This is a genomic window from Pseudomonas sp. BRG-100 (assembly GCF_000737955.1).
In the GTDB taxonomy this organism is placed as follows: Bacteria; Pseudomonadota; Gammaproteobacteria; order Pseudomonadales; family Pseudomonadaceae; genus Aquipseudomonas; species Aquipseudomonas synxantha_A.
Genome location: NZ_JPRX01000001.1, coordinates 3451102 through 3470229, shown reverse-complemented (window position 1 = coordinate 3470229; position 19128 = coordinate 3451102). Strand labels below are relative to the sequence as shown.

Here is a 19128-nt window from a genome sequence, read left to right as displayed (position 1 = left end):
TCTGTACTGGTCTATCAGGAGCGGCCGCCATGACCCTTTACGTCAACCTCGCTGAATTGCTCGGCACTCGCATCGAACAAGGCTTCTATCGCCCCGGCGATCGCTTGCCCTCGGTGCGAGCCTTGAGCGTGGAGCACGGGGTCAGCCTGAGTACCGTGCAGCAGGCCTATCGGTTGCTGGAAGACAACGGCCTGGCAATGCCCAAGCCCAAGTCCGGTTACTTTGTACCCGCCGGTCGCGAGCTGCCGGCCCTGCCCGAGGTAGGCCGCCCGGCCCAACGGCCGGTAGAGATCTCCCAGTGGGACCAGGTGCTTGAGCTGATTCGCGCGGTACCCCGCAAAGACGTCATACAGATGGGCCGTGGTATGCCAGATGTATTGTCACCCACCCTGAAACCTTTGCTGCGCAGCCTGGCGCGGGTGAGTCGTCGCCAGGATCTGCCGGGCCTGTATTACGACAACATCCTTGGCTGTATGGAATTGCGCGAGCAAATCGCTCGACTGTCGCTGGACTCCGGCTGCCAACTGACCGCTGAAGACATTGTGATCACCACCGGCTGCCATGAGGCGCTGTCGGCCAGCATCCGGGCGATCTGCGAGCCCGGCGATATTGTTGCGGTGGACTCGCCCAGCTTCCACGGCGCCATGCAGACCCTCAAGGGCCTGGGCATGAAAGCCCTGGAAATCCCCACCGACCCGATCACCGGCATTAGCCTGGAAGCGCTGGAACTGGCGCTGGAACAGTGGCCGATCAAAGTCATCCAGCTCACGCCCAACTGCAACAATCCGTTGGGCTACATCATGCCGGAGGCGCGCAAACGCGCACTGCTGACACTCGCGCAGCGCTATGACGTGGCAATCATCGAAGACGATGTGTATGGCGAACTGGCCTACAGGTACCCACGCCCGCGCACCATTAAATCCTTCGATGACGATGGCCGCGTGCTGCTCTGCAGCTCATTCTCGAAAACCCTGGCACCCGGGTTACGCATTGGCTGGGTGGCGCCGGGGCGCTACCTGGACCGGGTGTTGCACATGAAATACATCAGCACCGGCTCTACCGCCACCCAGCCGCAGATTGCGATTGCCGAATTTCTCAAAAACGGCCATTTCGAACCGCATTTGCGCCGGATGCGCACGCAATACCAGCGCAATCGCGACTTGATGCTCGACTGGGTGAGCCGCTACTTCCCGGCAGGCACGCGCGCCAGTCGGCCCCAAGGCAGCTTCCTGCTGTGGATCGAACTGCCGGAGGGCTTCGACACCTTGAAGCTCAATCGCGTGTTGGTGGAACAAGGCGTGCAAGTGGCCGTAGGCAGCATCTTTTCTGCCTCCGGCAAATACCGTAACTGTCTGCGTATGAACTATGCCGCCAAGCCAACCCCGCAGATTGAAGAAGCGGTGCGCAAGGTCGGCGCCGCCGCGCTCAAGATGCTGGCAGAGACGCTGCACTGACCTTTCGCCGGAAAAGGCCGTCATATATCGATAACCGCCCTGACCTGGAAGCAGCTCCCTTGATAATTCGACGGCTATTACCGTTTTTGCTGTTGGGCACCTTGGCCCTGGGCGGCTGCGCCACGGTCGACACACCGCGTATTCCCAGCGATGCCCTGCCGGCGAACGGCTCCTCGTTCGGTCGCTCGATCCAGGCCCAGGCGGCGCCGCACCAGGGGCGCTCGGGTTTTCGCTTGCTGCCCAACAGCAGTGAAGCCTTCATGGCTCGCGCCGAGCTGATCCGCAACGCCCAATCCAGCCTCGATTTGCAGTACTACATCGTTCACGACGGCATCAGCACGCGTATGCTTGTGGACGAACTGCTCAAGGCCGCCGACCGCGGTGTGCGTGTGCGCATCCTGCTGGACGACACCACCAGCGACGGCCTCGACCAAATCATCGCCACCCTCGCCGCCCACCCCAAAATCGAAATTCGCCTGTTCAACCCCCTGCATTTGGGCCGCAGCACCGGCGTTACACGCGCCATGGGCCGTGTATTCAACCTGTCGCTGCAACATCGGCGCATGCACAACAAACTGTGGCTGGCGGATAACAGCGTGGCCATTGTGGGCGGGCGCAATCTGGGGGACGAATATTTCGACGCCGAGCCCAACCTGAACTTCACCGATATCGACATGCTCAGCGTCGGACCGGTGGCAGAGCAACTGGGTCACAGTTTCGATCAGTACTGGAACAGCGCACTGAGCAAACCTATTGATGAGTTTGTCTCGAAGATGCCCTCCAAAATCGATCTGGCCGTCGCCCGCGGGCGCCTGGAAGCTTCATTGGCGCAATCGCGTCAGCAGAACCACGCCCTGTATAACCGCCTGCGTACCTACCAGACCCGACCACGTATGGACATCTGGCGCCGTGAGCTGATCTGGGCCTGGAACCAGGCGCTGTGGGACGCACCGAGCAAGGTGCTGGCCAAGGCTGATCCGGACCCGCAGTTGCTGCTCACCACCCAACTGGCCCCGGAGCTGGAAGGGGTCAGCCGTGAACTGATCATGATTTCGGCGTACTTCGTTCCGGGGTCGCCCGGGCTGGTGTACCTGACAGGTCGGGCCGACGCAGGGGTGTCAGTGAGCCTGCTGACCAATTCCCTTGAAGCCACTGACGTACCGGCCGTGCACGGCGGTTACGCGCCCTATCGCAAGGCACTGCTGGAGCATGGGGTCAAACTTTATGAGCTGCGCCGACAACCAGGCGACCCCAGTGCCAGCAGTGGCCCGCACCTGTTTCGTCGAGGCAGCCTCTACGGCTCCGATTCGAGCCTGCACAGCAAGGCAATGATCTTCGATCGCGAGAAGTCATTTATCGGCTCGTTCAATTTCGACCCGCGCTCGGTGCTGTGGAACACCGAAGTCGGCGTGCTGGTGGACAGCCCTGAACTGGCGGAGCATGTGCGCAACCTGGCGCTGGAAGGTATGGCGCCGACGCTGAGCTACGAGGCGAAATTGCAGGATGGCAATGTGGTGTGGGTCACCGAGGACAACGGGCAATTGCACACCCTGACCCGCGAGCCCGGCAGTTGGTGGCGCCGTTTCAATGCCTGGTTCGCCACGTCAGTTGGCCTGGAACGTATGCTTTAAGCCAAAGAAGTTCAGGCAGGCTGCGCTGCTCCAAACGCCCCTTGGCGCAGCAACAGCACCACCAGCCCCAACGCCCCCGCCGCCATCAGCAATGGCAGTGCATGACCGCTGACCCATTGGCTGCCCGCACCCGCCACCAGCGGCCCGATCAGGCAGCCAATGCCCCACAGCTGCGCCACGTGGGCGTTGGCACGCACCAACGCATCATCACGGTAGCGCTCGCCAATCAAAATCAGCGACAGGGTAAACAACCCACCCGCGCTGGCGCCGAACAGCACCCACACCGGCCAGATCAGCAGTGTGTGCATCAACAACGGCACCGCCAGGCTCGACGCCAGCAACAGCAGCGCACACCCCAGGAACAACGTGCGGCGCGGCAAGTAATCGGCCAGGGCACCGATGGGTAATTGCAGCAGCGCATCACCCACGACGACTGTGCTGACCATCGCCAAGGCAATCTCGGCAGTGAAGCCCTGTTGCAGGCAGTACACCGGCAACAGCGTCAGAATCATCGCTTCGAATGCGGCGAATAACGCCACCGCCCAGGCAATCGCCGGCAAGCTCAGGCAAAAGCGCCACAGCTCGCTGAACGTGACGCTGAACGCATCAGCCGTCGGCGCCCCGGATCGCCCCAGCAACAGCAGCGGCGCCACTACCAAAAGGCCGACGCCCACCCAGAACCCGTAATCATGATCGGTGCCCATCAGGCCCAGCAGCAAGGGTCCCGACAGCTGGCTCAAGGCATAAGTGCAGCCATACAGCGCCACCAGGCGGCCGCGCCACTGCTCGATCACCAGTTGGTTGATCCAGCTTTCACCCAGGATAAATACGATGGTCAGGATCACCCCGATCATCAACCGCAGCACCAGCCACACCGGGTAGCTGGGCAGGATCGCCAGCAAACCGATAGACAGCGCCCCGGCCCACAGGCACAGGCGCATCAGGTTGGCAGTGCCGAGCCAGGACGCCATTCGGCTGGAGACCTTGGCACCCAGCAATACGCCGAATGCCGGCATCGCCGCCATCACGCCAATGGCGAAGCTGCCGTAGCCCCAGCCTTCAAGACGCAGGGATACCAACGGCATGCTCACGCCCAAGGCCAGGCCAACGCTGAGTACCGAGGCCAGGACGGCGAAATAAGTCGCCCAACGCATTGCCACGCTCCTGTGGATAATTTACGGGGTCGCACAAAACAGTGTGGGAGGGGGCTTGCTCCCGATAACGGTGGGCCAGTCACCACATGCAGTGGCTGACACCCAGCTATCGGGGGCAAGCCCCCTCCCACGTTTGGCCTGCAGTGCTGCTTAGAGTTTGATCCAGGTCGCCTTCAGCTCGGTGTACTTGTCGAACGCATGCAGCGACTTGTCGCGGCCATTACCCGACTGCTTGAAACCACCAAACGGTGCGGTCATGTCGCCGCCGTCGTACTGGTTAACCCAGACGCTGCCGGCACGCAGGGCCTTGGCCGTCAGGTGCGCCTTGGAGATATCCGCCGTCCATACCGCTGCGGCCAGGCCGTATTGGGTGTCGTTGGCAATGGCGATGGCTTCTTCGGCGCTGTCGAAAGTGAGCACCGACAGGACCGGGCCAAAGATCTCTTCCTGAGCGATCTTCATGGCATTGGTCACGCCATCGAAAATAGTTGGCTCGACGTAGGTGCCACCGGTTTCTTCCAGTGTGCGCTTACCGCCAGCGACCAGCTTGGCACCGTCAGCATGACCGGACTCAATGTAGGACAGCACGTTGTTCATCTGCTGCGTATCCACCAGCGCACCCACGTTGGTGGCTGGGTCCAGTGGGTTGCCCGGCTTCCAGCCTTTGAGCGCCTCGATCACCAGCGGCAGGAAGGTGTCCTTGATGGAACGCTCCACGAGCAGGCGCGAACCGGCAGTGCAGACTTCACCCTGGTTGAAGGCGATGGCACTGGCCGCAGATTCGGCGGCGGCTTGCAGATCCGGCGCATCGGCAAACACGATATTAGGGCTCTTGCCGCCCGCCTCCAGCCACACACGCTTCATGTTCGATTCGCCGGAGCGGATCAGCAGTTGCTTGGCGATCTTGGTGGAGCCAGTGAACACCAACGTATCCACGTCCATATGCACCGCCAGGGCGTTACCCACCGTGTGGCCATAGCCTGGCAATACGTTGAACACGCCTTTTGGAATGCCGGCTTCGACGGCCAGGGCGGCGATACGGATGGCGGTCAGCGGGGATTTTTCGGACGGTTTTAGGATCACCGAGTTACCGGTGGACAACGCCGGGCCGAGTTTCCAGCAGGCCATCATCAACGGGAAGTTCCACGGCACGATGGCGCCGACCACGCCGACTGGCTCGCGGGTCACCAGGCCCAGTTGATCATGAGGGGTGGCCGCGACTTCGTCGTAGATCTTGTCGATTGCCTCACCGCTCCAGCTCAGGGCATTTGCCGCACCGGGAACGTCGATGTTCAGGGAGTCGCTGATCGGCTTGCCCATGTCCAGGGTTTCAAGCAGTGCCAACTCTTCGGCATTGGCCTTGAGCAACGCGGCGAAACGGATCATGGTGGCTTTGCGCTTGGCCGGCGCCAGGCGCGACCAGACACCGGAATTAAAGGTGGCGCGGGCGTTTTCCACGGCGCGCTGGGCGTCAGCCGCGTCACAGCTGGCGACAGTGGCCAGCAGACGACCGTCTACCGGGCTGATGCATTCGAAGGTGTCACCGGAAACGGCGGCGGTGTATTCGCCATTGATGTAGGCGCGGCCTTCGATCTTCAGATCCTTGGCGCGTTGTTCCCAGTCGGCACGGGTCAGGGTGGTCATGCGAGTGTCCTCCTCTTATTGAATAGAGGGCCAGGCGGGTGTCCCCCCGGCAGCCTCAAAGAATTCTTGCCCGCCAGCCAGCTGTTCGGCGCAAGGCAGCTGCCACCCTAAACCAGCGGCTGGGGATGTTTCAATATATTTGACATAACGGCGGTAAACGCCCTTGCGATGTTCATTTTAATAAACATAGACTTTGGGCTCTCCAACCGCAGGCCAGACGGGACACGCACATGAGCATCCAGGATATCGTCGACTTCAGCCAAGCCAACACGGCCCCCGAACGCTACCGCCCTGCCGCAGAAAAAATCCTCAAGGGCGATCCCGAGCAAACGATCTACAACCACTACAACAGCCCGTGCGGCCAGATGAATGCAGGGGTATGGGAAGGTGAGGTCGGGCAGTGGACGGTCAGCTATACCGAGCATGAATACTGCGAGATTGTGCAGGGGGTTTCCGTACTGCGTGACGCCGAGGGCAACGCCAAGACCTTGCGCGCCGGCGACCGCTTCGTGATCCCCGCTGGCTTCAAGGGCACCTGGGAAGTGCTGGAAGCGTGCCGCAAGATCTACGTGGTGTTCGAGCAGAAAGCCTGATCAGCAAATCCCAGGCAAAAAAAAGCCCGCATCGTGAGATACGGGCTTTTTTTCACAAGGAAGAAAATCAATTACTTGATTTTGCCTTCTTTGTAGATCACGTGCTTGCGAACGCGCGGGTCGAACATTTTCTTTTCGAGCTTGTCCGGGGTAGTACGCTTGTTCTTGTCGGTAGTGTAGAAGTGACCAGTACCGGCGCTAGAGATCATTCGAATCAATTCACGCATGATAGAGCTCCTTAGATCTTGCCAGCGGCGCGGATTTCGGCCAGCACGACAGTGATGCCACGCTTGTCGATAATACGCATGCCTTTGGCAGATACACGCAGGCGAACAAAACGTTTCTCTTCTTCAACCCAGAAGCGGTGATGCTGCAGGTTCGGCAGGAAACGACGACGGGTTTTGTTATTTGCGTGGGAAATGTTATTCCCAGTCACCGGACCCTTACCGGTAACTTGACAGACTCTCGACATGCCTCAGCCCTCTAAAACCACATGCCCAACCCGGCATGGGTTGGCCGCTTAATCTCTCAGTCATTTGGCGCCAGGCGCCGCGTTTCTTTAGGGTCTTACCGGCTACACCTACAAGCGAAGGAACCGGGCCCCTAGAAAAGAGCGCTGCTTTATACCAGAAAGACCCCAGTGCAACAACAGCCCGTGTGTTTTTACCAGCGTAAATCTTGGTGCCGGACGCCCGAACCGCTGCCAGGAGGGGCCGCTGTAACAGCCGACCGCTCGTCGCACAGAATGATTTACAGCGCTCGCAGGCACAGAGAAGTGCACGGCGAAACGCGCTGAGGCGCCATCAAAACAGCATTTTGGCCAAAAGCACAGGCAAAAATGGGCTAGTCATTTATCAATCAGACCTCTACGGTAGTCTTTTTCCAGACTGCACTCGCAGATGGGCCTTCGATCTGCACAGGAAACCGAATATGCGCCTCGCTGCCCTACCACTACTGCTTGCCCCCTTCTTTATCGCACCGATGGCCGTTGCAGCCACCAACTTGAGCGTCTGCACCGAGGCCAGCCCCGAAGGGTTCGATGTGGTGCAGTACAACTCGCTGACCACCACCAACGCCTCGGCGGATGTGCTGATGAACCGCCTGGTGGACTTTGATGCGGCCAGCGGCAAGCTGGTACCGAGCCTGGCAGACAGCTGGGAAGTTTCCCCCGATGGCCTGACCTACACCTTCAAGCTGCACCCGGGCGTGAAATTTCACCGTACCGATTATTTCAGCCCAAGCCGCACGCTGACCGCCGAAGACGTGCGCTTCAGCTTCGAGCGCATGCTCGATCCGGCCAACCCGTGGCACAAGATCGCCCAGAGCGGCTTCCCCCACGCCCAGTCCCTGCAATTGCCGGCACTGGTCAAGAAGATCGATGCCCTCGATCCGCTGACGGTGCGTTTCACCCTCGACCACGCCGACTCCACCTTTCTCCCGGCGTTGAGCATGGGCTTTGCCTCGATCTACCCGGCTGAATATGCCGACAAACTACTCAAGGCCGGCACGCCTGAGAAACTCAACAGTCAGCCCATCGGCACCGGCCCGTTCGTATTCATGCGCTTCCAGAAAGATGCCGTGGTGCGCTACAAGGCCAACCCGGACTATTTCGCGGGCAAACCGGCTGTGGATAACTTGATCTTTGCCATCACCCCGGACGCCAACGTACGGTTGCAGAAACTGCATCGCAACGAATGTCAGATTGCCCTGTCGCCCAAGCCCCTGGATGTAGGCGAAGCCGAAAAAGACCCGGCGCTGAAGGTGGAAAAAACCGCTGCCTTCATGACCGCTTTCGTCGCCATCAACAGCCAGCACCCACCGCTGGACAAACCCGAAGTACGCCAGGCGATCAACCTGGCCTTTGACAAGAGTAGCTACCTCAAGGCCGTCTTCGAGGGCACCGCCGAAGCAGCCAACGGTGTGTACCCGCCCAATACCTGGAGCTATGCCAAGGATTTGCCAGGCTACCCACAGGATCTGGCCAAGGCCAAGGCGCTGCTGGAACGTGCCGGGCTCAAGGACGGTTTCAAGACCACAATATGGACGCGCCCTACCGGCAGCCTGCTGAACCCCAACCCGAACCTCGGCGCCCAACTGCTACAGGCCGACCTGGCCAAGGTTGGCATCCAGGCTGAAATTCGTGTGATTGAATGGGGCGAATTGATTCGCCGCGCCAAGGCCGGCGAACACGACCTCCTGTTCATGGGCTGGGCCGGCGACAACGGCGACCCGGACAACTTCCTGACCCCGCAATTTTCCTGCGCAGCGCTGAAATCCGGCACCAACTTCGCCCGCTACTGCGACCCCGCTCTGGATAAGTTGATCAGTGCCGGCAAGACCACCAGCGAGCAAGGCGTACGCACCAAGCTGTACCAGCAGGCCCAGGCGCAGATCCAGCAGCAGGCGCTGTGGCTGCCGCTGGCGCACCCGACGGCGTTTGCATTGACGCGCAAGAATGTCGAGGGTTACCAGGTAAGCCCGTTCGGCCGCCAGGATTATTCGAAAATCAGCCTCAAGCCCTAGGGCGCAACCCCTTCCCTGTAGGAACGAGCTTGTTCGCTCCTACAGGAACAGAGGTGGCTATACCCATCCGTATTCAGCCATCGACAGCGGATCACCATCTCCCACAATGATGTGATCCAGCACCCGCACATCCACCACTTCCAACGCCTTTTGCAGCATTTTGGTCAATCTGCGATCAGATGCACTGGGCTCCGCATTCCCGGAGGGATGGTTGTGGCACAAAATCACCGCTGCCGCGTTATGCGCCAAGGCACGCTTGACCACCTGCCGCGGGTAAACAATCGCAGTGTCGATGGTGCCCTGAAACAACGCCTCGAACCCCAGTACACGATGCTTTGAGTCCAGGAACAGACAGCCGAATATCTCATGAGGCTCATGGCGCAACAGCGCCTTGAGGTATTGACGCACAGCCAGCGGGCTCTCCACTACCGAGTCGGCGCGCAAGCGTTCGGCCAGATGGCGCCGGGACATTTCCAGCACCGCCTGCAATTGGGCGAACTTCGCCGGCCCCAGCCCCATATGCTGGCTGAACAGCGCCTGGCTGGCCTCCAACAGCGGGCGCAGGCCGCCAAACTGCACCAGCAGATCACGCGCCAGATCCACCGCACTTCGACCGGAAACGCCAGTACGCAGGAAGATCGCCAACAATTCGGCATCGGACAGGCTCGCCGCGCCACCTTCCAACAGCTTCTCCCGTGGACGCTCCGCCACGGGCCAATCACGAATACTCATCCCACCTCCTTCTGTATCTGCTGCGCTGTTGCGCGGCAGACGCTGTGTTATCGTAGGCCCTCTTTTTTGCATGCGATTTCACCTGGGGAGGAGTCATCGCAGGCGTCACTGAACTGGCATCACTGAACTGGAAAGGCAAACCAATGCAGCGTCTGTATCGGAAACGCATCGTTCTCGGCGTCGGCGGCGGCATTGCCGCCTACAAGAGCGCAGAGTTGGTTCGCAGGCTCCTGGACCAGGGCGCGGAAGTGCGCGTGGTCATGACCCGTGGTGGCAGTGAGTTCATCACCCCGTTGACCATGCAGGCCCTGTCCGGCCACCCGGTTCACCTCGACCTGCTGGACCCGGCGGCCGAAGCCGCCATGGGCCATATCGAACTGGCCAAATGGGCCGACCTGGTGCTGATCGCCCCGGCCACCGCCGACCTGATCGCCCGCCTGGCCCAGGGCATCGCCGATGACCTGCTGACCACCCTGGTATTGGCCACCGACGCCACCGTCGCGATCGCCCCGGCCATGAACCAGGCCATGTGGCGCGACCCGGCCACCCAAGCCAATACCCAACTCCTGCAAAGCCGCGGCCTCAAGGTGTTTGGCCCCGCCTCCGGCAGCCAGGCCTGTGGCGACGTCGGCATGGGCCGGATGCTCGAAGCCACCGACCTTGCGCTATGCGCCGCCGAGTGCTTCCAGCACCTGGCCCTGACCGGCAAGCACGTGCTGATCACCGCAGGCCCGACCCAGGAAAACATCGACCCGGTGCGCTACATCACCAACCATAGCTCAGGAAAAATGGGCTTTGCGTTGGCAGAAGCTGCGGTCGAGGCAGGCGCACGGGTGACCCTGATCACAGGCCCCGTGCATTTGCCGACCCCTGATCGCGTCACGCGAATCGACGTAGTCAGCGCCCGGGACATGCTGGCGGCCTGTGAAGCCGCCATTCCCTGTGACCTGTTCATCGCCTCGGCAGCGGTTGCGGATTACCGCCCGGAAGTCGTAGCCCCGCAAAAGCTCAAGAAAGACCCTACAAGCGGCGACGGCCTGCTCCTGCAAATGGTGCGCAACCCGGACATCCTGGCCACCATCGCCACCCGTCCGGACCGTCCGTTCAGTGTCGGTTTCGCTGCCGAGACCGAGCACCTTCTGGACTACGCCGCGCGCAAACTGAAAGACAAAAACCTCGACTTGATCGTTGCCAATGATGTCGCCAACCCGAGCATCGGCTTCAACAGCGAGGAAAATGCCTGCAGCGTGATCGACCGCGAGCTGCACGCCACCCTTTTCGCCCAGACCAGCAAGGGCAAGATTGCCCGCCAACTGATCTCTTTTATCGCCCAACGGCTGAACCAGGTTTAATTTTCATGCACGCTTTGCAAGCCAAGATCCTCGACCCCCGCATCGGCAACGAATTCCCCCTGCCGGCCTACGCCACACCAGGCTCCGCCGGCCTGGACCTGCGCGCCATGCTCAAGGAAGACACCGTTCTTGAGCCAGGCCAGACCATCCTGATCCCGACCGGCCTGTCGATCTATGTCGGCGACCCGGGCCTGGCGGCGCTGATCCTGCCGCGCTCCGGCCTGGGCCACAAACACGGCATCGTGCTCGGTAACCTGGTCGGCCTGATCGACTCCGACTATCAGGGCGAGCTGATGGTGTCGTGCTGGAACCGTGGCCAGACTGCTTTCAACATCGCCGTCGGCGAGCGCATCGCCCAACTGGTCCTGGTGCCGGTGGTGCAGGCGCATTTTGAATTGGTGCAGGAATTCGACGAAACCCAGCGCGGCGCAGGCGGTTTTGGGCATTCCGGCAGTCACTGACTAAGCTGAACGTGGCCGGATGCAATCGTCCGGCCACGCGCCACCGCCCGGCTTTTCAGGATGAAGAATGCGCGGAAATAATCATCGAGATTTCTCCAATGAAATCAAAGGACTACGTAAAAATAATGCTAGCGCCAATGCGCCGATGGCATTTTTACACCACGAACTCTCTGCCGAAAACGCCGTCATACCCTTCAGTTTGAGCCTGCCGGCCAGCCACATCAGGCCCGCCTTGCCCCCTTTCAGATGGAGTTTCCCCCGCGATGAGTACCGCAGCCCGCGTAGCCCCGACCTTTCCCGACAGCATTTTTCGCGCCTATGACATTCGTGGCGTAGTACCCAAGACCCTGACCGCCGAAACCGCCTACTGGATCGGCCGCGCCATCGGTTCGCAGAGCCTTGCCCAGGGCGAACCCAACGTCTCGGTGGGTCGTGACGGCCGTTTGTCCGGCCCCGAGCTGGTCGAGCAACTGATCCAGGGGCTGGCCGACAGCGGTTGCCACGTCAGCGACGTCGGCCTGGTGCCGACACCCGCGTTGTACTACGCGGCCAACGTACTGGCCGGTAAATCCGGGGTGATGCTCACCGGCAGCCATAACCCTTCGGACTACAACGGCTTCAAGATCGTCATCGCTGGCGATACGCTGGCCAATGAACAGATCCAGGCCCTGCACACCCGCCTGAAAACCAACGACCTGACCAGCGGCACCGGCACCATCACCAAGGTCGACATCCTGCAGCGCTACTCCGATGAAATCACCCGCGACGTCAAACTCGCGCGCCGCCTCAAAGTCGTGGTGGATTGCGGAAACGGCGCGGCTGGCGTGATAGCCCCGCAATTGCTCGAAGCGCTGAACTGCGAAGTAATCCCGCTGTTCTGCGACGTCGACGGCAACTTCCCCAACCACCACCCGGACCCGGGCAAGCCGGAAAACCTGGTGGACCTGATCGCCAAGGTCAAGGAAGTGGGCGCCGACGTCGGCCTGGCCTTCGATGGCGACGGTGACCGCGTAGGCGTGGTGACCGAAACCGGCGAGATCGTATTCCCCGACCGCCTGCTGATGCTGTTTGCCCGTGACGTCGTGGCGCGCAACCCCAACGCCGAGATCATCTTCGACGTGAAATGCACCCGCCGCCTGACGCCACTGATCAAGGAATACGGCGGTCGCCCGCTAATGTGGAAGACCGGTCATTCGTTGATCAAAAAGAAAATGAAGGAAACCGGCGCACTGTTGGCCGGCGAAATGAGCGGCCACGTGTTCTTCAAGGAGCGCTGGTTCGGGTTTGACGACGGCATTTACAGCGCCGCTCGTCTGCTGGAGATCCTCAGCAAGGAAAAATCCACCGCCGAAGAACTGTTTCAGACCTTCCCGAATGATATTTCTACGCCAGAGATCAATATCCATGTGACCGAGGAGAGCAAATTCAGCATCATTGACGCATTGCACGATGCGCAATGGGGTGAAGGCGCCAACCTGACCTCCATTGATGGTGTGCGAGTCGATTACGCCAAAGGCTGGGGCCTGGTTCGCGCGTCCAACACCACACCGGTGCTGGTCCTGCGTTTCGAGGCGGATACCGAGGCCGAGTTGCAGCGCATCAAGGACGTGTTCCACGCCCAGTTGAAACGTGTTGCCCCTGATCTCCAATTACCGTTCTGATTTTTTGCCCGGAGCCCTGAATGACCCTCGAACGCGAAGCCGCTGCCAACACCGCCAAGGTCCTGTCCGAAGCGTTGCCTTATATTCGACGCTACGTCGGCAAGACGCTGGTGATCAAGTACGGCGGCAATGCCATGGAAAGCGACGAGCTGAAAACCGGCTTTGCCCGCGACATCGTGCTGATGAAAGCCGTGGGGATAAACCCGGTGGTCGTCCACGGTGGCGGCCCGCAAATCGGCGACCTGCTCAAGCGTCTGTCGATCGAGAGTCACTTCATCGATGGTATGCGTGTCACTGACGCGCAGACCATGGACGTGGTGGAGATGGTCCTCGGCGGCCAGGTCAACAAAGACATCGTCAACCTGATCAACCGCCACGGCGGCAGCGCCATCGGCCTGACCGGCAAGGATGCAGAGCTGATCCGCGCCAAGAAACTTACCGTGACCCGCAAGACGCCGGAGATGACCCAGCCGGAAATCATCGACATCGGCCAGGTGGGCGAAGTGATCGGCATCAACACCGATTTGCTCAACCTGCTGGTCAAGGGCGACTTCATCCCGGTGATTGCGCCGATCGGCGTGGGTGCCAATGGCGAGTCCTATAACATCAACGCCGATCTGGTAGCCGGTAAGGTGGCGGAAGCACTGAAGGCTGAAAAGCTGATGCTACTGACCAATATCGCCGGTTTGATGGACAAGGAAGGCAAGGTACTGACTGGCCTGACCACCCAGCAGGTAGACGAACTGATCGCCGACGGCACCATCTACGGCGGCATGTTGCCGAAGATCCGTTGCGCGCTGGAAGCAGTGCAAGGTGGTGTAGGCAGCTCGCTGATCCTGGATGGCCGCGTGCCGAATGCAATCCTGCTGGAAATCTTCACTGATACCGGTGTGGGCACGCTGATCAGTAACCGCAAGCGTCCTTAACCGCTGCAAATAAAAAGGCCCCGCTCAATTGAATTGAGCGGGGCCTTTTGTTTGTACACCGTTCAAATGTGGGAGCTGGCTTGCCTGCGATGACGGCAGTACATTCAAAAATGCACCGACTGACACACCGCTATCGCGGGCAAGCCCGCTCCCACAGGGGTCAGTGTCAGACGCCGAACTGCTCGCGGTATGCACGCACAGCCGGCAAATGCTGCTTGAGCTGCGGATCATCCTCCAGGAACTGCAACACCTGGTTCAACGACACGATACTTACCACGGGAATGCCGAAATCACGCTCCACCTCCTGGATCGCCGACAACTCACCGTTGCCACGCTCCTGGCGGTTCAAGGCGATCAGCACGCCGGCGGCCTTGGCGCCGTCCTGGGAAGCGATGATTTGCATCACCTCACGAATGGCGGTGCCGGCGGTGATCACGTCATCGATGATCAGCACATCGCCGGTCAACGGAGCCCCTACCAGGCTGCCGCCTTCACCGTGGGCCTTGGCTTCCTTACGGTTGAAGCACCACGGCAGATCCTGCCCATGATGTTCCGCCAGGGCCACCGCTGTAGCCGCAGCCAAGGGAATACCCTTGTAGGCCGGACCAAAAAGCACATCAAAGGAAATACCGCTTTCAACGATGGCTGCCGCGTAGAAACGACCCAGCTGAGCCAGGGCCGAACCCGAGTTGAACAAGCCTGCATTGAAGAAGTACGGGCTGGTGCGCCCGGACTTGAGAGTGAACTCACCGAAGCGTAAAACGCCGCGATCGATGGCAAAACGAATGAAATCGCGTTGATACGCCTGCATGAAAAAAGCCTCAGATACCACGGATTTAGCTAATTAGGTGGACGGCGTGTATCATACACGCACGCGATTTTTGGGGCCATTTATGCGGATCATCAGTGTGAACGTTAATGGTATTCAGGCTGCAGTCGAGCGTGGTTTGCTCAGTTGGCTGCAAGCCCAGAATGCCGACGTCATCTGCCTGCAGGACACCCGCGCCTCCGCCTTTGAACTGGACGACCCAGCCTTCCAACTGGATGGCTACTTCCTTTATGCCTGCGATGCCGAAGTGCCCACCCAAGGTGGCGTGGCTTTGTACTCGCGGTTGCAACCCAAGGCGGTCATCAGCGGCCTCGGCTTCGAGACAGCCGACCGCTACGGGCGCTACCTGCAAGCCGATTTCGACAAGGTCAGCATCGCGACCTTGCTGCTTCCTTCGGGGCAGAACGGCGATGAAGACTTGAACCAGAAGTTCAAGCTAATGGACGACTTCGCCCGTTACCTGGATAAACAGCGACGCAAACGTCGCGAGTACATTTATTGTGGCTCGCTGTACGTGGCGCAACAGAAGCTGGATATCAAGAACTGGCGCGACAGCCAGCAATCACCGGGCTTCCTGGCGCCGGAACGGGCCTGGATGGACGAGATTGTCGGCAACATGGGCTATGTTGATGCCCTGCGCGAAGTCAGCCGCGAAGGCGATCAGTACAGCTGGTGGCCGGATAACGAACAGGCCGAGATGCTCAACCTGGGCTGGCGTTTCGACTATCAGCTGCTGACCCCGGGCCTGCGCCGGTTCGTACGCAGCGCTCGCCTGCCACGCCAGCCGCGCTTCTCGCAGCACGCGCCGCTGATCGTGGACTACGACTGGACCTTGACCATCTGAGGTCTTTTTCCAGGCACAAAAAAAACCGACAGCAATGTCGGTTTTTTTGTGGCCGCTCGGTTACTTGACCAGACGCCAAGTCCACGGATAGCGATAGGCAATGCCCTTGTTGGCCTTGATCCCGGCAATGATCGTCAGTATCAACGCCCCTATCACCAGTACGGTCATCAGCAAAAAGCCGACCACCACAAAGCCCAGCACCAGACACACCAACCAGGCGATGGCCACGGTGATCTGAAAATTCAGGGCTTCCTTGCCCTGATCATCGATAAGCGGGTCCACATCCTTCTTGAACTGCCACAGGATCAGCGGCCCCAACACGCTGCCGAAGGGGAACACCAACCCTGCAAACGCCGCGAAATGACACAGCATTGCCAACTGGCGTACTTCCTTGGACGGTGCCGGAACCGGCAATTGGCTGTCATTCATGGCGCTTCTCCTTGGGGCGGGCTTAGTCAGCGAGTGCAGCGGTTTGCAGTGCAAAGATTTCGGTCATGCCCTTCTGGGCCAGGGCCAGCATCGCGTTCAGCTCAGCCGGCTGGAATGGCGCGCCTTCGGCGGTGCCCTGCACTTCGATGAAACCACCGGTGCTGGTCATGACCACGTTCAGATCGGTCTCGGCGGCCGAGTCTTCCAGGTAATCCAGGTCCAGCACAGGCTCGCCCTGGTACATGCCGACCGACACAGCTGCGATCATCTGCTTGAGCGGGTCACCCGCCTTGAGGCCGCCGCGCTTCTTGATCACTTTCAATGCGTCGACCAGGGCTACCATGGCGCCAGTGATGGATGCAGTACGGGTACCGCCATCAGCCTGGATCACGTCGCAGTCGACGTAAAGGGTCACGTCGCCCAATTTGGACATGTCCAGCGCGGCACGCAGGGAACGGCCGATCAGGCGCTGGATTTCCAGGGTACGCCCGCCTTGCTTGCCACGGCTGGCTTCACGCTGGTTACGCTCACCGGTGGCGCGCGGCAACATGCCGTACTCTGCGGTCAACCAGCCCTGGCCCTGGCCCTTGAGGAAGCGCGGCACGCCGTTTTCGACGCTGACGGTGCAAATCACCTTGGTATCGCCAAACTCGACCAGTACGGATCCCTCGGCGTGTTTGGTGTAGTTGCGGGTGATGCGGATCGAGCGGAGCTGATCGGCAGCGCGACCACTTGGACGTTTCATAGGGGATACCTGTACTGAGGACGAAAAACTGCCGAGCATTATAGAGCCGCGAGCCGATTCGGGGCACTTCTAAAAATTCGGTTACGAATGCGCATGTTTGGGCGCCTCCTGCGCACTGCGCTACAATCCTGCGCCTCTCGACTGTAGGAGCGAGCTTGCTCGCTCCTACAGGTCGGCCTAGCCAATCTCTATCTATCCAACACGAGGTACCTCCATGGTGCACAGCATGACCGCCTTCGCCCGTGTCGAAAAAGCCGGGGTTCAAGGCACCCTCAGCTGGGAATTGCGCTCGGTCAACAGCCGTTACCTGGAGCCACACCTGCGCCTGCCTGAGTCGTTCCGCGACCTCGAAGGCGCCGTTCGTGAAGCGCTGCGCCAGGGCATTTCCCGTGGCAAGCTGGAATGCACCCTGCGTTTTACCGAAGAAACCACCGGCAAACCGCTGCAGCTGGACCGCGACCGCGCCGCACAACTGGTTGCCGCCGCCGAAACCATCGCCGGCCTGATCAAGCAACCGGCCGCGCTGAACCCTCTGGAAGTCCTGGCCTGGCCCGGCGTACTGGTGGGCGACGCAACCGACCCGCAGGCCCTGAACGCCGAAGCCCTCGCGCTGTTCAACCAGGGCCTGAAGGAGCTCAAGGCCGGCCGTGAGCGCGAAGGCGCTGAACTGGCGCGCCTGATCAACGAGCGTCTGACATCGATCGAAGCCGATGTGGTCACCCTGCGCGAACTGGTGCCGCAGATGCTTGCCACCCAACGCCAGAAGATCCTCGACCGCTTCACCGACATGAAAGCCGACCTTGACCCGACGCGCCTGGAACAGGAAATGGTCCTGCTTGCCCAGAAAAGCGACGTGGCTGAAGAGCTCGACCGCCTGAGCACCCACATTCTTGAAGTACGCCGCGTGCTCAAGTCCGGTGGCGCCGCCGGTCGGCGCCTGGACTTCCTGATGCAGGAACTCAACCGCGAAGCCAATACACTGGGCTCCAAGGCGTTCGATCCGCGCAGCACCACGGCGGCGGTCAACCTCAAAGTGTTGATCGAGCAAATGCGCGAACAAGTACAGAATATTGAGTAAGGCAACCTCCATGACCCACAGCACCGGCACCCTTTACATCATTTCCGCCCCTTCGGGCGCGGGCAAAAGCAGCCTGGTCAAAGCCTTGACCGACGCTGACGAGCAGATCCGCATTTCGGTGTCGCACACCACTCGCGCCATGCGCCCGGGCGAAGTGAACGGCGTGCACTATCACTTCGTCGAGCGTACCGAATTCGTCAAGATGATCGAACACGGCGACTTCCTGGAGCGCGCCGAAGTCTTCGGCAACCTCTACGGCACCTCCCAAAGTCATCTGCAGCAGACCCTGGACGAAGGCCACGACCTGATCCTGGAAATCGATTGGCAGGGCGCCGAGCAAGTGCGCCAATTGATGCCCAAGGCACGCTCGATCTTTATCCTGCCGCCGTCGCTTGAAGCCTTGCACCAGCGCCTGACCAACCGTGGCCAGGACAGCGACGAGATCATCGAAGGGCGTATGCGTGAAGCCGTCAGCGAAATGAGCCACTATGTCGACTACGACTACCTGATCATCAATGACGATTTTGCCCACGCCCTGGATGATTTGAAGGCGATTTTCCGTGCCAATCAGCTCCAGCAAAAGCGTCAACAGCAGCGTTTCGGCAAATTACTCGCCGAACTGCTCGGCTGATTGGCTCTTCCCAAAACCGCTGCAAGGGCCTTACATTGGCACTTGTAGCGGTTTTGCGAGAGCCTGCGAAAAATCAGCGCTTCCCTAAACGCTGGTGATTTTTTAAACTGCTCAGTCCGCTCGCCCAACCGGGCAGCGCGCATCTTGCATTCGCTCCGAGGAATACCATGGCCCGCGTAACCGTTGAAGACTGCCTAGAACACGTGGATAACCGCTTTGAGCTGGTCATGCTCTCTACCAAGCGTGCCCGTCAACTGGCCACTGGCGGCAAAGAGCCCCTGGTCCAGTGGGAAAACGACAAGCCTACCGTTGTAGCCCTGCGTGAAATCGCTGAAGGCCTGATGAGCTACGAGTTCATTGCCAACGCCGAAATCGTTGAAGACGAACCGCTGTTTGCAGCGTTCGAGGACGAGTCCAACGAGGCCGTCTAAGCCTATGCCA

Annotated in this window: 19 protein-coding genes and 1 pseudogene; 12 read left to right on the top strand and 8 right to left on the bottom strand. The window is 60.2% G+C overall.

The features are described 5' to 3' along the window. The first annotated feature begins 29 nt into the window (after positions 1–29). Both JH25_RS12105 and JH25_RS12110 read left to right on the top strand, forming a co-directional pair. Entirely contained in the window at positions 30–1454 is a 1425-nt protein-coding gene (locus JH25_RS12105) for an aminotransferase-like domain-containing protein (RefSeq protein WP_032878728.1), read from the top strand. 62 nt (positions 1455–1516) lie between these two features. Further along, positions 1517–3085 carry a phospholipase D family protein gene (locus JH25_RS12110; protein ID WP_081883358.1) on the top strand — a complete coding sequence of 523 codons (1569 nt, stop codon included), beginning with the start codon at positions 1517–1519 and terminating at the stop codon, positions 3083–3085. Between the two features lie 11 nt (positions 3086–3096). Here JH25_RS12110 and JH25_RS12115 read toward each other — a convergent pair whose 3' ends face one another. Continuing rightward, on the bottom strand, positions 3097–4239 hold the full coding sequence (locus tag JH25_RS12115; protein ID WP_032878726.1) for an MFS transporter: 1143 nt from the start codon (positions 4237–4239) through the stop codon (positions 3097–3099). 150 nt (positions 4240–4389) lie between these two features. Then, positions 4390–5883 carry an aldehyde dehydrogenase gene (locus JH25_RS12120; RefSeq protein ID WP_032878725.1) on the bottom strand — a complete coding sequence of 498 codons (1494 nt, stop codon included), beginning with the start codon at positions 5881–5883 and terminating at the stop codon, positions 4390–4392. A gap of 230 nt (positions 5884–6113) precedes the next feature. On the opposite strand from JH25_RS12120, the gene JH25_RS12125 reads away from it, so the two are divergent. After that, positions 6114–6476, top strand: a complete 363-nt coding sequence (locus JH25_RS12125) for a cupin domain-containing protein (protein WP_032878723.1) — start codon at positions 6114–6116, stop codon at positions 6474–6476. 71 nt (positions 6477–6547) lie between these two features. On the opposite strand, the gene rpmG is transcribed toward JH25_RS12125, so the two are convergent. Next, positions 6548–6703 carry a 50S ribosomal protein L33 gene (gene rpmG / locus JH25_RS12130; protein WP_003176906.1) on the bottom strand — a complete coding sequence of 52 codons (156 nt, stop codon included), beginning with the start codon at positions 6701–6703 and terminating at the stop codon, positions 6548–6550. Between the two features lie 11 nt (positions 6704–6714). Further along, positions 6715–6948, bottom strand: coding sequence for a 50S ribosomal protein L28 (gene rpmB / locus JH25_RS12135; RefSeq protein ID WP_003176907.1), 234 nt, complete (start codon positions 6946–6948; stop codon positions 6715–6717). A 458-nt stretch (positions 6949–7406) separates the two neighbouring features. On the opposite strand from rpmB, the gene JH25_RS12140 reads away from it, so the two are divergent. Next, positions 7407–8999: an ABC transporter substrate-binding protein gene (locus tag JH25_RS12140; protein ID WP_032878722.1), complete on the top strand. Its 1593-nt coding sequence runs from the start codon at positions 7407–7409 to the stop codon at positions 8997–8999. A gap of 57 nt (positions 9000–9056) precedes the next feature. Here the strand turns inward: JH25_RS12140 and radC are convergent, their stop codons facing one another. Further along, complete coding sequence (gene radC / locus JH25_RS12145) at positions 9057–9731, bottom strand: RadC family protein (RefSeq protein ID WP_032878719.1); 675 nt, start codon at positions 9729–9731, stop codon at positions 9057–9059. Positions 9732–9874: 143 nt separating this feature from the next. Here radC and coaBC point away from each other — a divergent pair, with 143 nt between their 5' ends. From coaBC to argB, 4 genes and pseudogenes are all read left to right on the top strand, one after another. Continuing rightward, the gene (gene coaBC / locus JH25_RS12150) at positions 9875–11083 is read left to right on the top strand and encodes a bifunctional phosphopantothenoylcysteine decarboxylase/phosphopantothenate--cysteine ligase CoaBC (protein ID WP_015886530.1); all 1209 of its coding nucleotides are present in this window, start codon (positions 9875–9877) and stop codon (positions 11081–11083) included. A gap of 5 nt (positions 11084–11088) precedes the next feature. Continuing rightward, the gene (gene dut / locus JH25_RS12155) at positions 11089–11544 is read left to right on the top strand and encodes a dUTP diphosphatase (protein ID WP_016975923.1); all 456 of its coding nucleotides are present in this window, start codon (positions 11089–11091) and stop codon (positions 11542–11544) included. Between the two features lie 254 nt (positions 11545–11798). Continuing rightward, a pseudogene (locus tag JH25_RS12160) lies at positions 11799–13205 on the top strand (phosphomannomutase/phosphoglucomutase); the annotation flags it as partial. 20 nt (positions 13206–13225) lie between these two features. Next, complete coding sequence (gene argB / locus JH25_RS12165; RefSeq protein WP_032878717.1) at positions 13226–14131, top strand: acetylglutamate kinase; 906 nt, start codon at positions 13226–13228, stop codon at positions 14129–14131. Positions 14132–14297: 166 nt separating this feature from the next. Here the strand turns inward: argB and pyrE are convergent, their stop codons facing one another. Continuing rightward, on the bottom strand, positions 14298–14942 hold the full coding sequence (gene pyrE / locus JH25_RS12170; RefSeq protein WP_003195489.1) for an orotate phosphoribosyltransferase: 645 nt from the start codon (positions 14940–14942) through the stop codon (positions 14298–14300). An 82-nt stretch (positions 14943–15024) separates the two neighbouring features. Here pyrE and JH25_RS12175 point away from each other — a divergent pair, with 82 nt between their 5' ends. Further along, positions 15025–15804, top strand: coding sequence for an exodeoxyribonuclease III (locus JH25_RS12175; protein WP_003195493.1), 780 nt, complete (start codon positions 15025–15027; stop codon positions 15802–15804). Between the two features lie 60 nt (positions 15805–15864). Here the strand turns inward: JH25_RS12175 and JH25_RS12180 are convergent, their stop codons facing one another. Together JH25_RS12180 and rph are read right to left on the bottom strand one after the other, a co-directional pair. Beyond that, the gene (locus JH25_RS12180; protein WP_005792486.1) at positions 15865–16233 is read right to left on the bottom strand and encodes a DUF4870 domain-containing protein; all 369 of its coding nucleotides are present in this window, start codon (positions 16231–16233) and stop codon (positions 15865–15867) included. A gap of 22 nt (positions 16234–16255) precedes the next feature. After that, positions 16256–16978, bottom strand: coding sequence for a ribonuclease PH (rph, locus tag JH25_RS12185; protein WP_005792487.1), 723 nt, complete (start codon positions 16976–16978; stop codon positions 16256–16258). A gap of 214 nt (positions 16979–17192) precedes the next feature. On the opposite strand from rph, the gene JH25_RS12190 reads away from it, so the two are divergent. The 3 genes from JH25_RS12190 (at position 17193) to rpoZ (ending at position 19118) form a co-directional block, all read left to right on the top strand. Further along, positions 17193–18056 (top strand): YicC/YloC family endoribonuclease, encoded by an 864-nt coding sequence (locus JH25_RS12190; protein ID WP_005792488.1) that lies wholly within the window; start codon positions 17193–17195, stop codon positions 18054–18056. Between the two features lie 10 nt (positions 18057–18066). After that, on the top strand, positions 18067–18687 hold the full coding sequence (gene gmk, locus JH25_RS12195; RefSeq protein ID WP_003213284.1) for a guanylate kinase: 621 nt from the start codon (positions 18067–18069) through the stop codon (positions 18685–18687). Between the two features lie 167 nt (positions 18688–18854). Beyond that, complete coding sequence (rpoZ, locus tag JH25_RS12200; RefSeq protein ID WP_003176920.1) at positions 18855–19118, top strand: DNA-directed RNA polymerase subunit omega; 264 nt, start codon at positions 18855–18857, stop codon at positions 19116–19118. The last annotated feature ends 10 nt before the right edge of the window (positions 19119–19128 follow it).

Bases quoted from the DNA above. Each gene is read 5' to 3' on its own strand.
- JH25_RS12120 (WP_032878725.1), bottom strand. From the start codon at position 5,883: ATGACCACCCTGACCCGTGCCGACTGGGAACAACGCGCCAAGGATCTG.
- JH25_RS12115 (WP_032878726.1), bottom strand. From the start codon at position 4,239: ATGCGTTGGGCGACTTATTTCGCCGTCCTGGCCTCGGTACTCAGCGTT.
- rpmB (WP_003176907.1), bottom strand. From the start codon at position 6,948: ATGTCGAGAGTCTGTCAAGTTACCGGTAAGGGTCCGGTGACTGGGAAT.
- radC (WP_032878719.1), bottom strand. From the start codon at position 9,731: ATGAGTATTCGTGATTGGCCCGTGGCGGAGCGTCCACGGGAGAAGCTG.
- pyrE (WP_003195489.1), bottom strand. From the start codon at position 14,942: ATGCAGGCGTATCAACGCGATTTCATTCGTTTTGCCATCGATCGCGGC.
- dut (WP_016975923.1), top strand. From the start codon at position 11,089: ATGCACGCTTTGCAAGCCAAGATCCTCGACCCCCGCATCGGCAACGAA.
- JH25_RS12140 (WP_032878722.1), top strand. From the start codon at position 7,407: ATGCGCCTCGCTGCCCTACCACTACTGCTTGCCCCCTTCTTTATCGCA.
- JH25_RS12105 (WP_032878728.1), top strand. From the start codon at position 30: ATGACCCTTTACGTCAACCTCGCTGAATTGCTCGGCACTCGCATCGAA.
- rpmG (WP_003176906.1), bottom strand. From the start codon at position 6,703: ATGCGTGAATTGATTCGAATGATCTCTAGCGCCGGTACTGGTCACTTC.
- rpoZ (WP_003176920.1), top strand. From the start codon at position 18,855: ATGGCCCGCGTAACCGTTGAAGACTGCCTAGAACACGTGGATAACCGC.
- coaBC (WP_015886530.1), top strand. From the start codon at position 9,875: ATGCAGCGTCTGTATCGGAAACGCATCGTTCTCGGCGTCGGCGGCGGC.
- rph (WP_005792487.1), bottom strand. From the start codon at position 16,978: ATGAAACGTCCAAGTGGTCGCGCTGCCGATCAGCTCCGCTCGATCCGC.
- gmk (WP_003213284.1), top strand. From the start codon at position 18,067: ATGACCCACAGCACCGGCACCCTTTACATCATTTCCGCCCCTTCGGGC.
- JH25_RS12125 (WP_032878723.1), top strand. From the start codon at position 6,114: ATGAGCATCCAGGATATCGTCGACTTCAGCCAAGCCAACACGGCCCCC.
- JH25_RS12190 (WP_005792488.1), top strand. From the start codon at position 17,193: ATGGTGCACAGCATGACCGCCTTCGCCCGTGTCGAAAAAGCCGGGGTT.
- JH25_RS12175 (WP_003195493.1), top strand. From the start codon at position 15,025: ATGCGGATCATCAGTGTGAACGTTAATGGTATTCAGGCTGCAGTCGAG.
- JH25_RS12180 (WP_005792486.1), bottom strand. From the start codon at position 16,233: ATGAATGACAGCCAATTGCCGGTTCCGGCACCGTCCAAGGAAGTACGC.
- argB (WP_032878717.1), top strand. From the start codon at position 13,226: ATGACCCTCGAACGCGAAGCCGCTGCCAACACCGCCAAGGTCCTGTCC.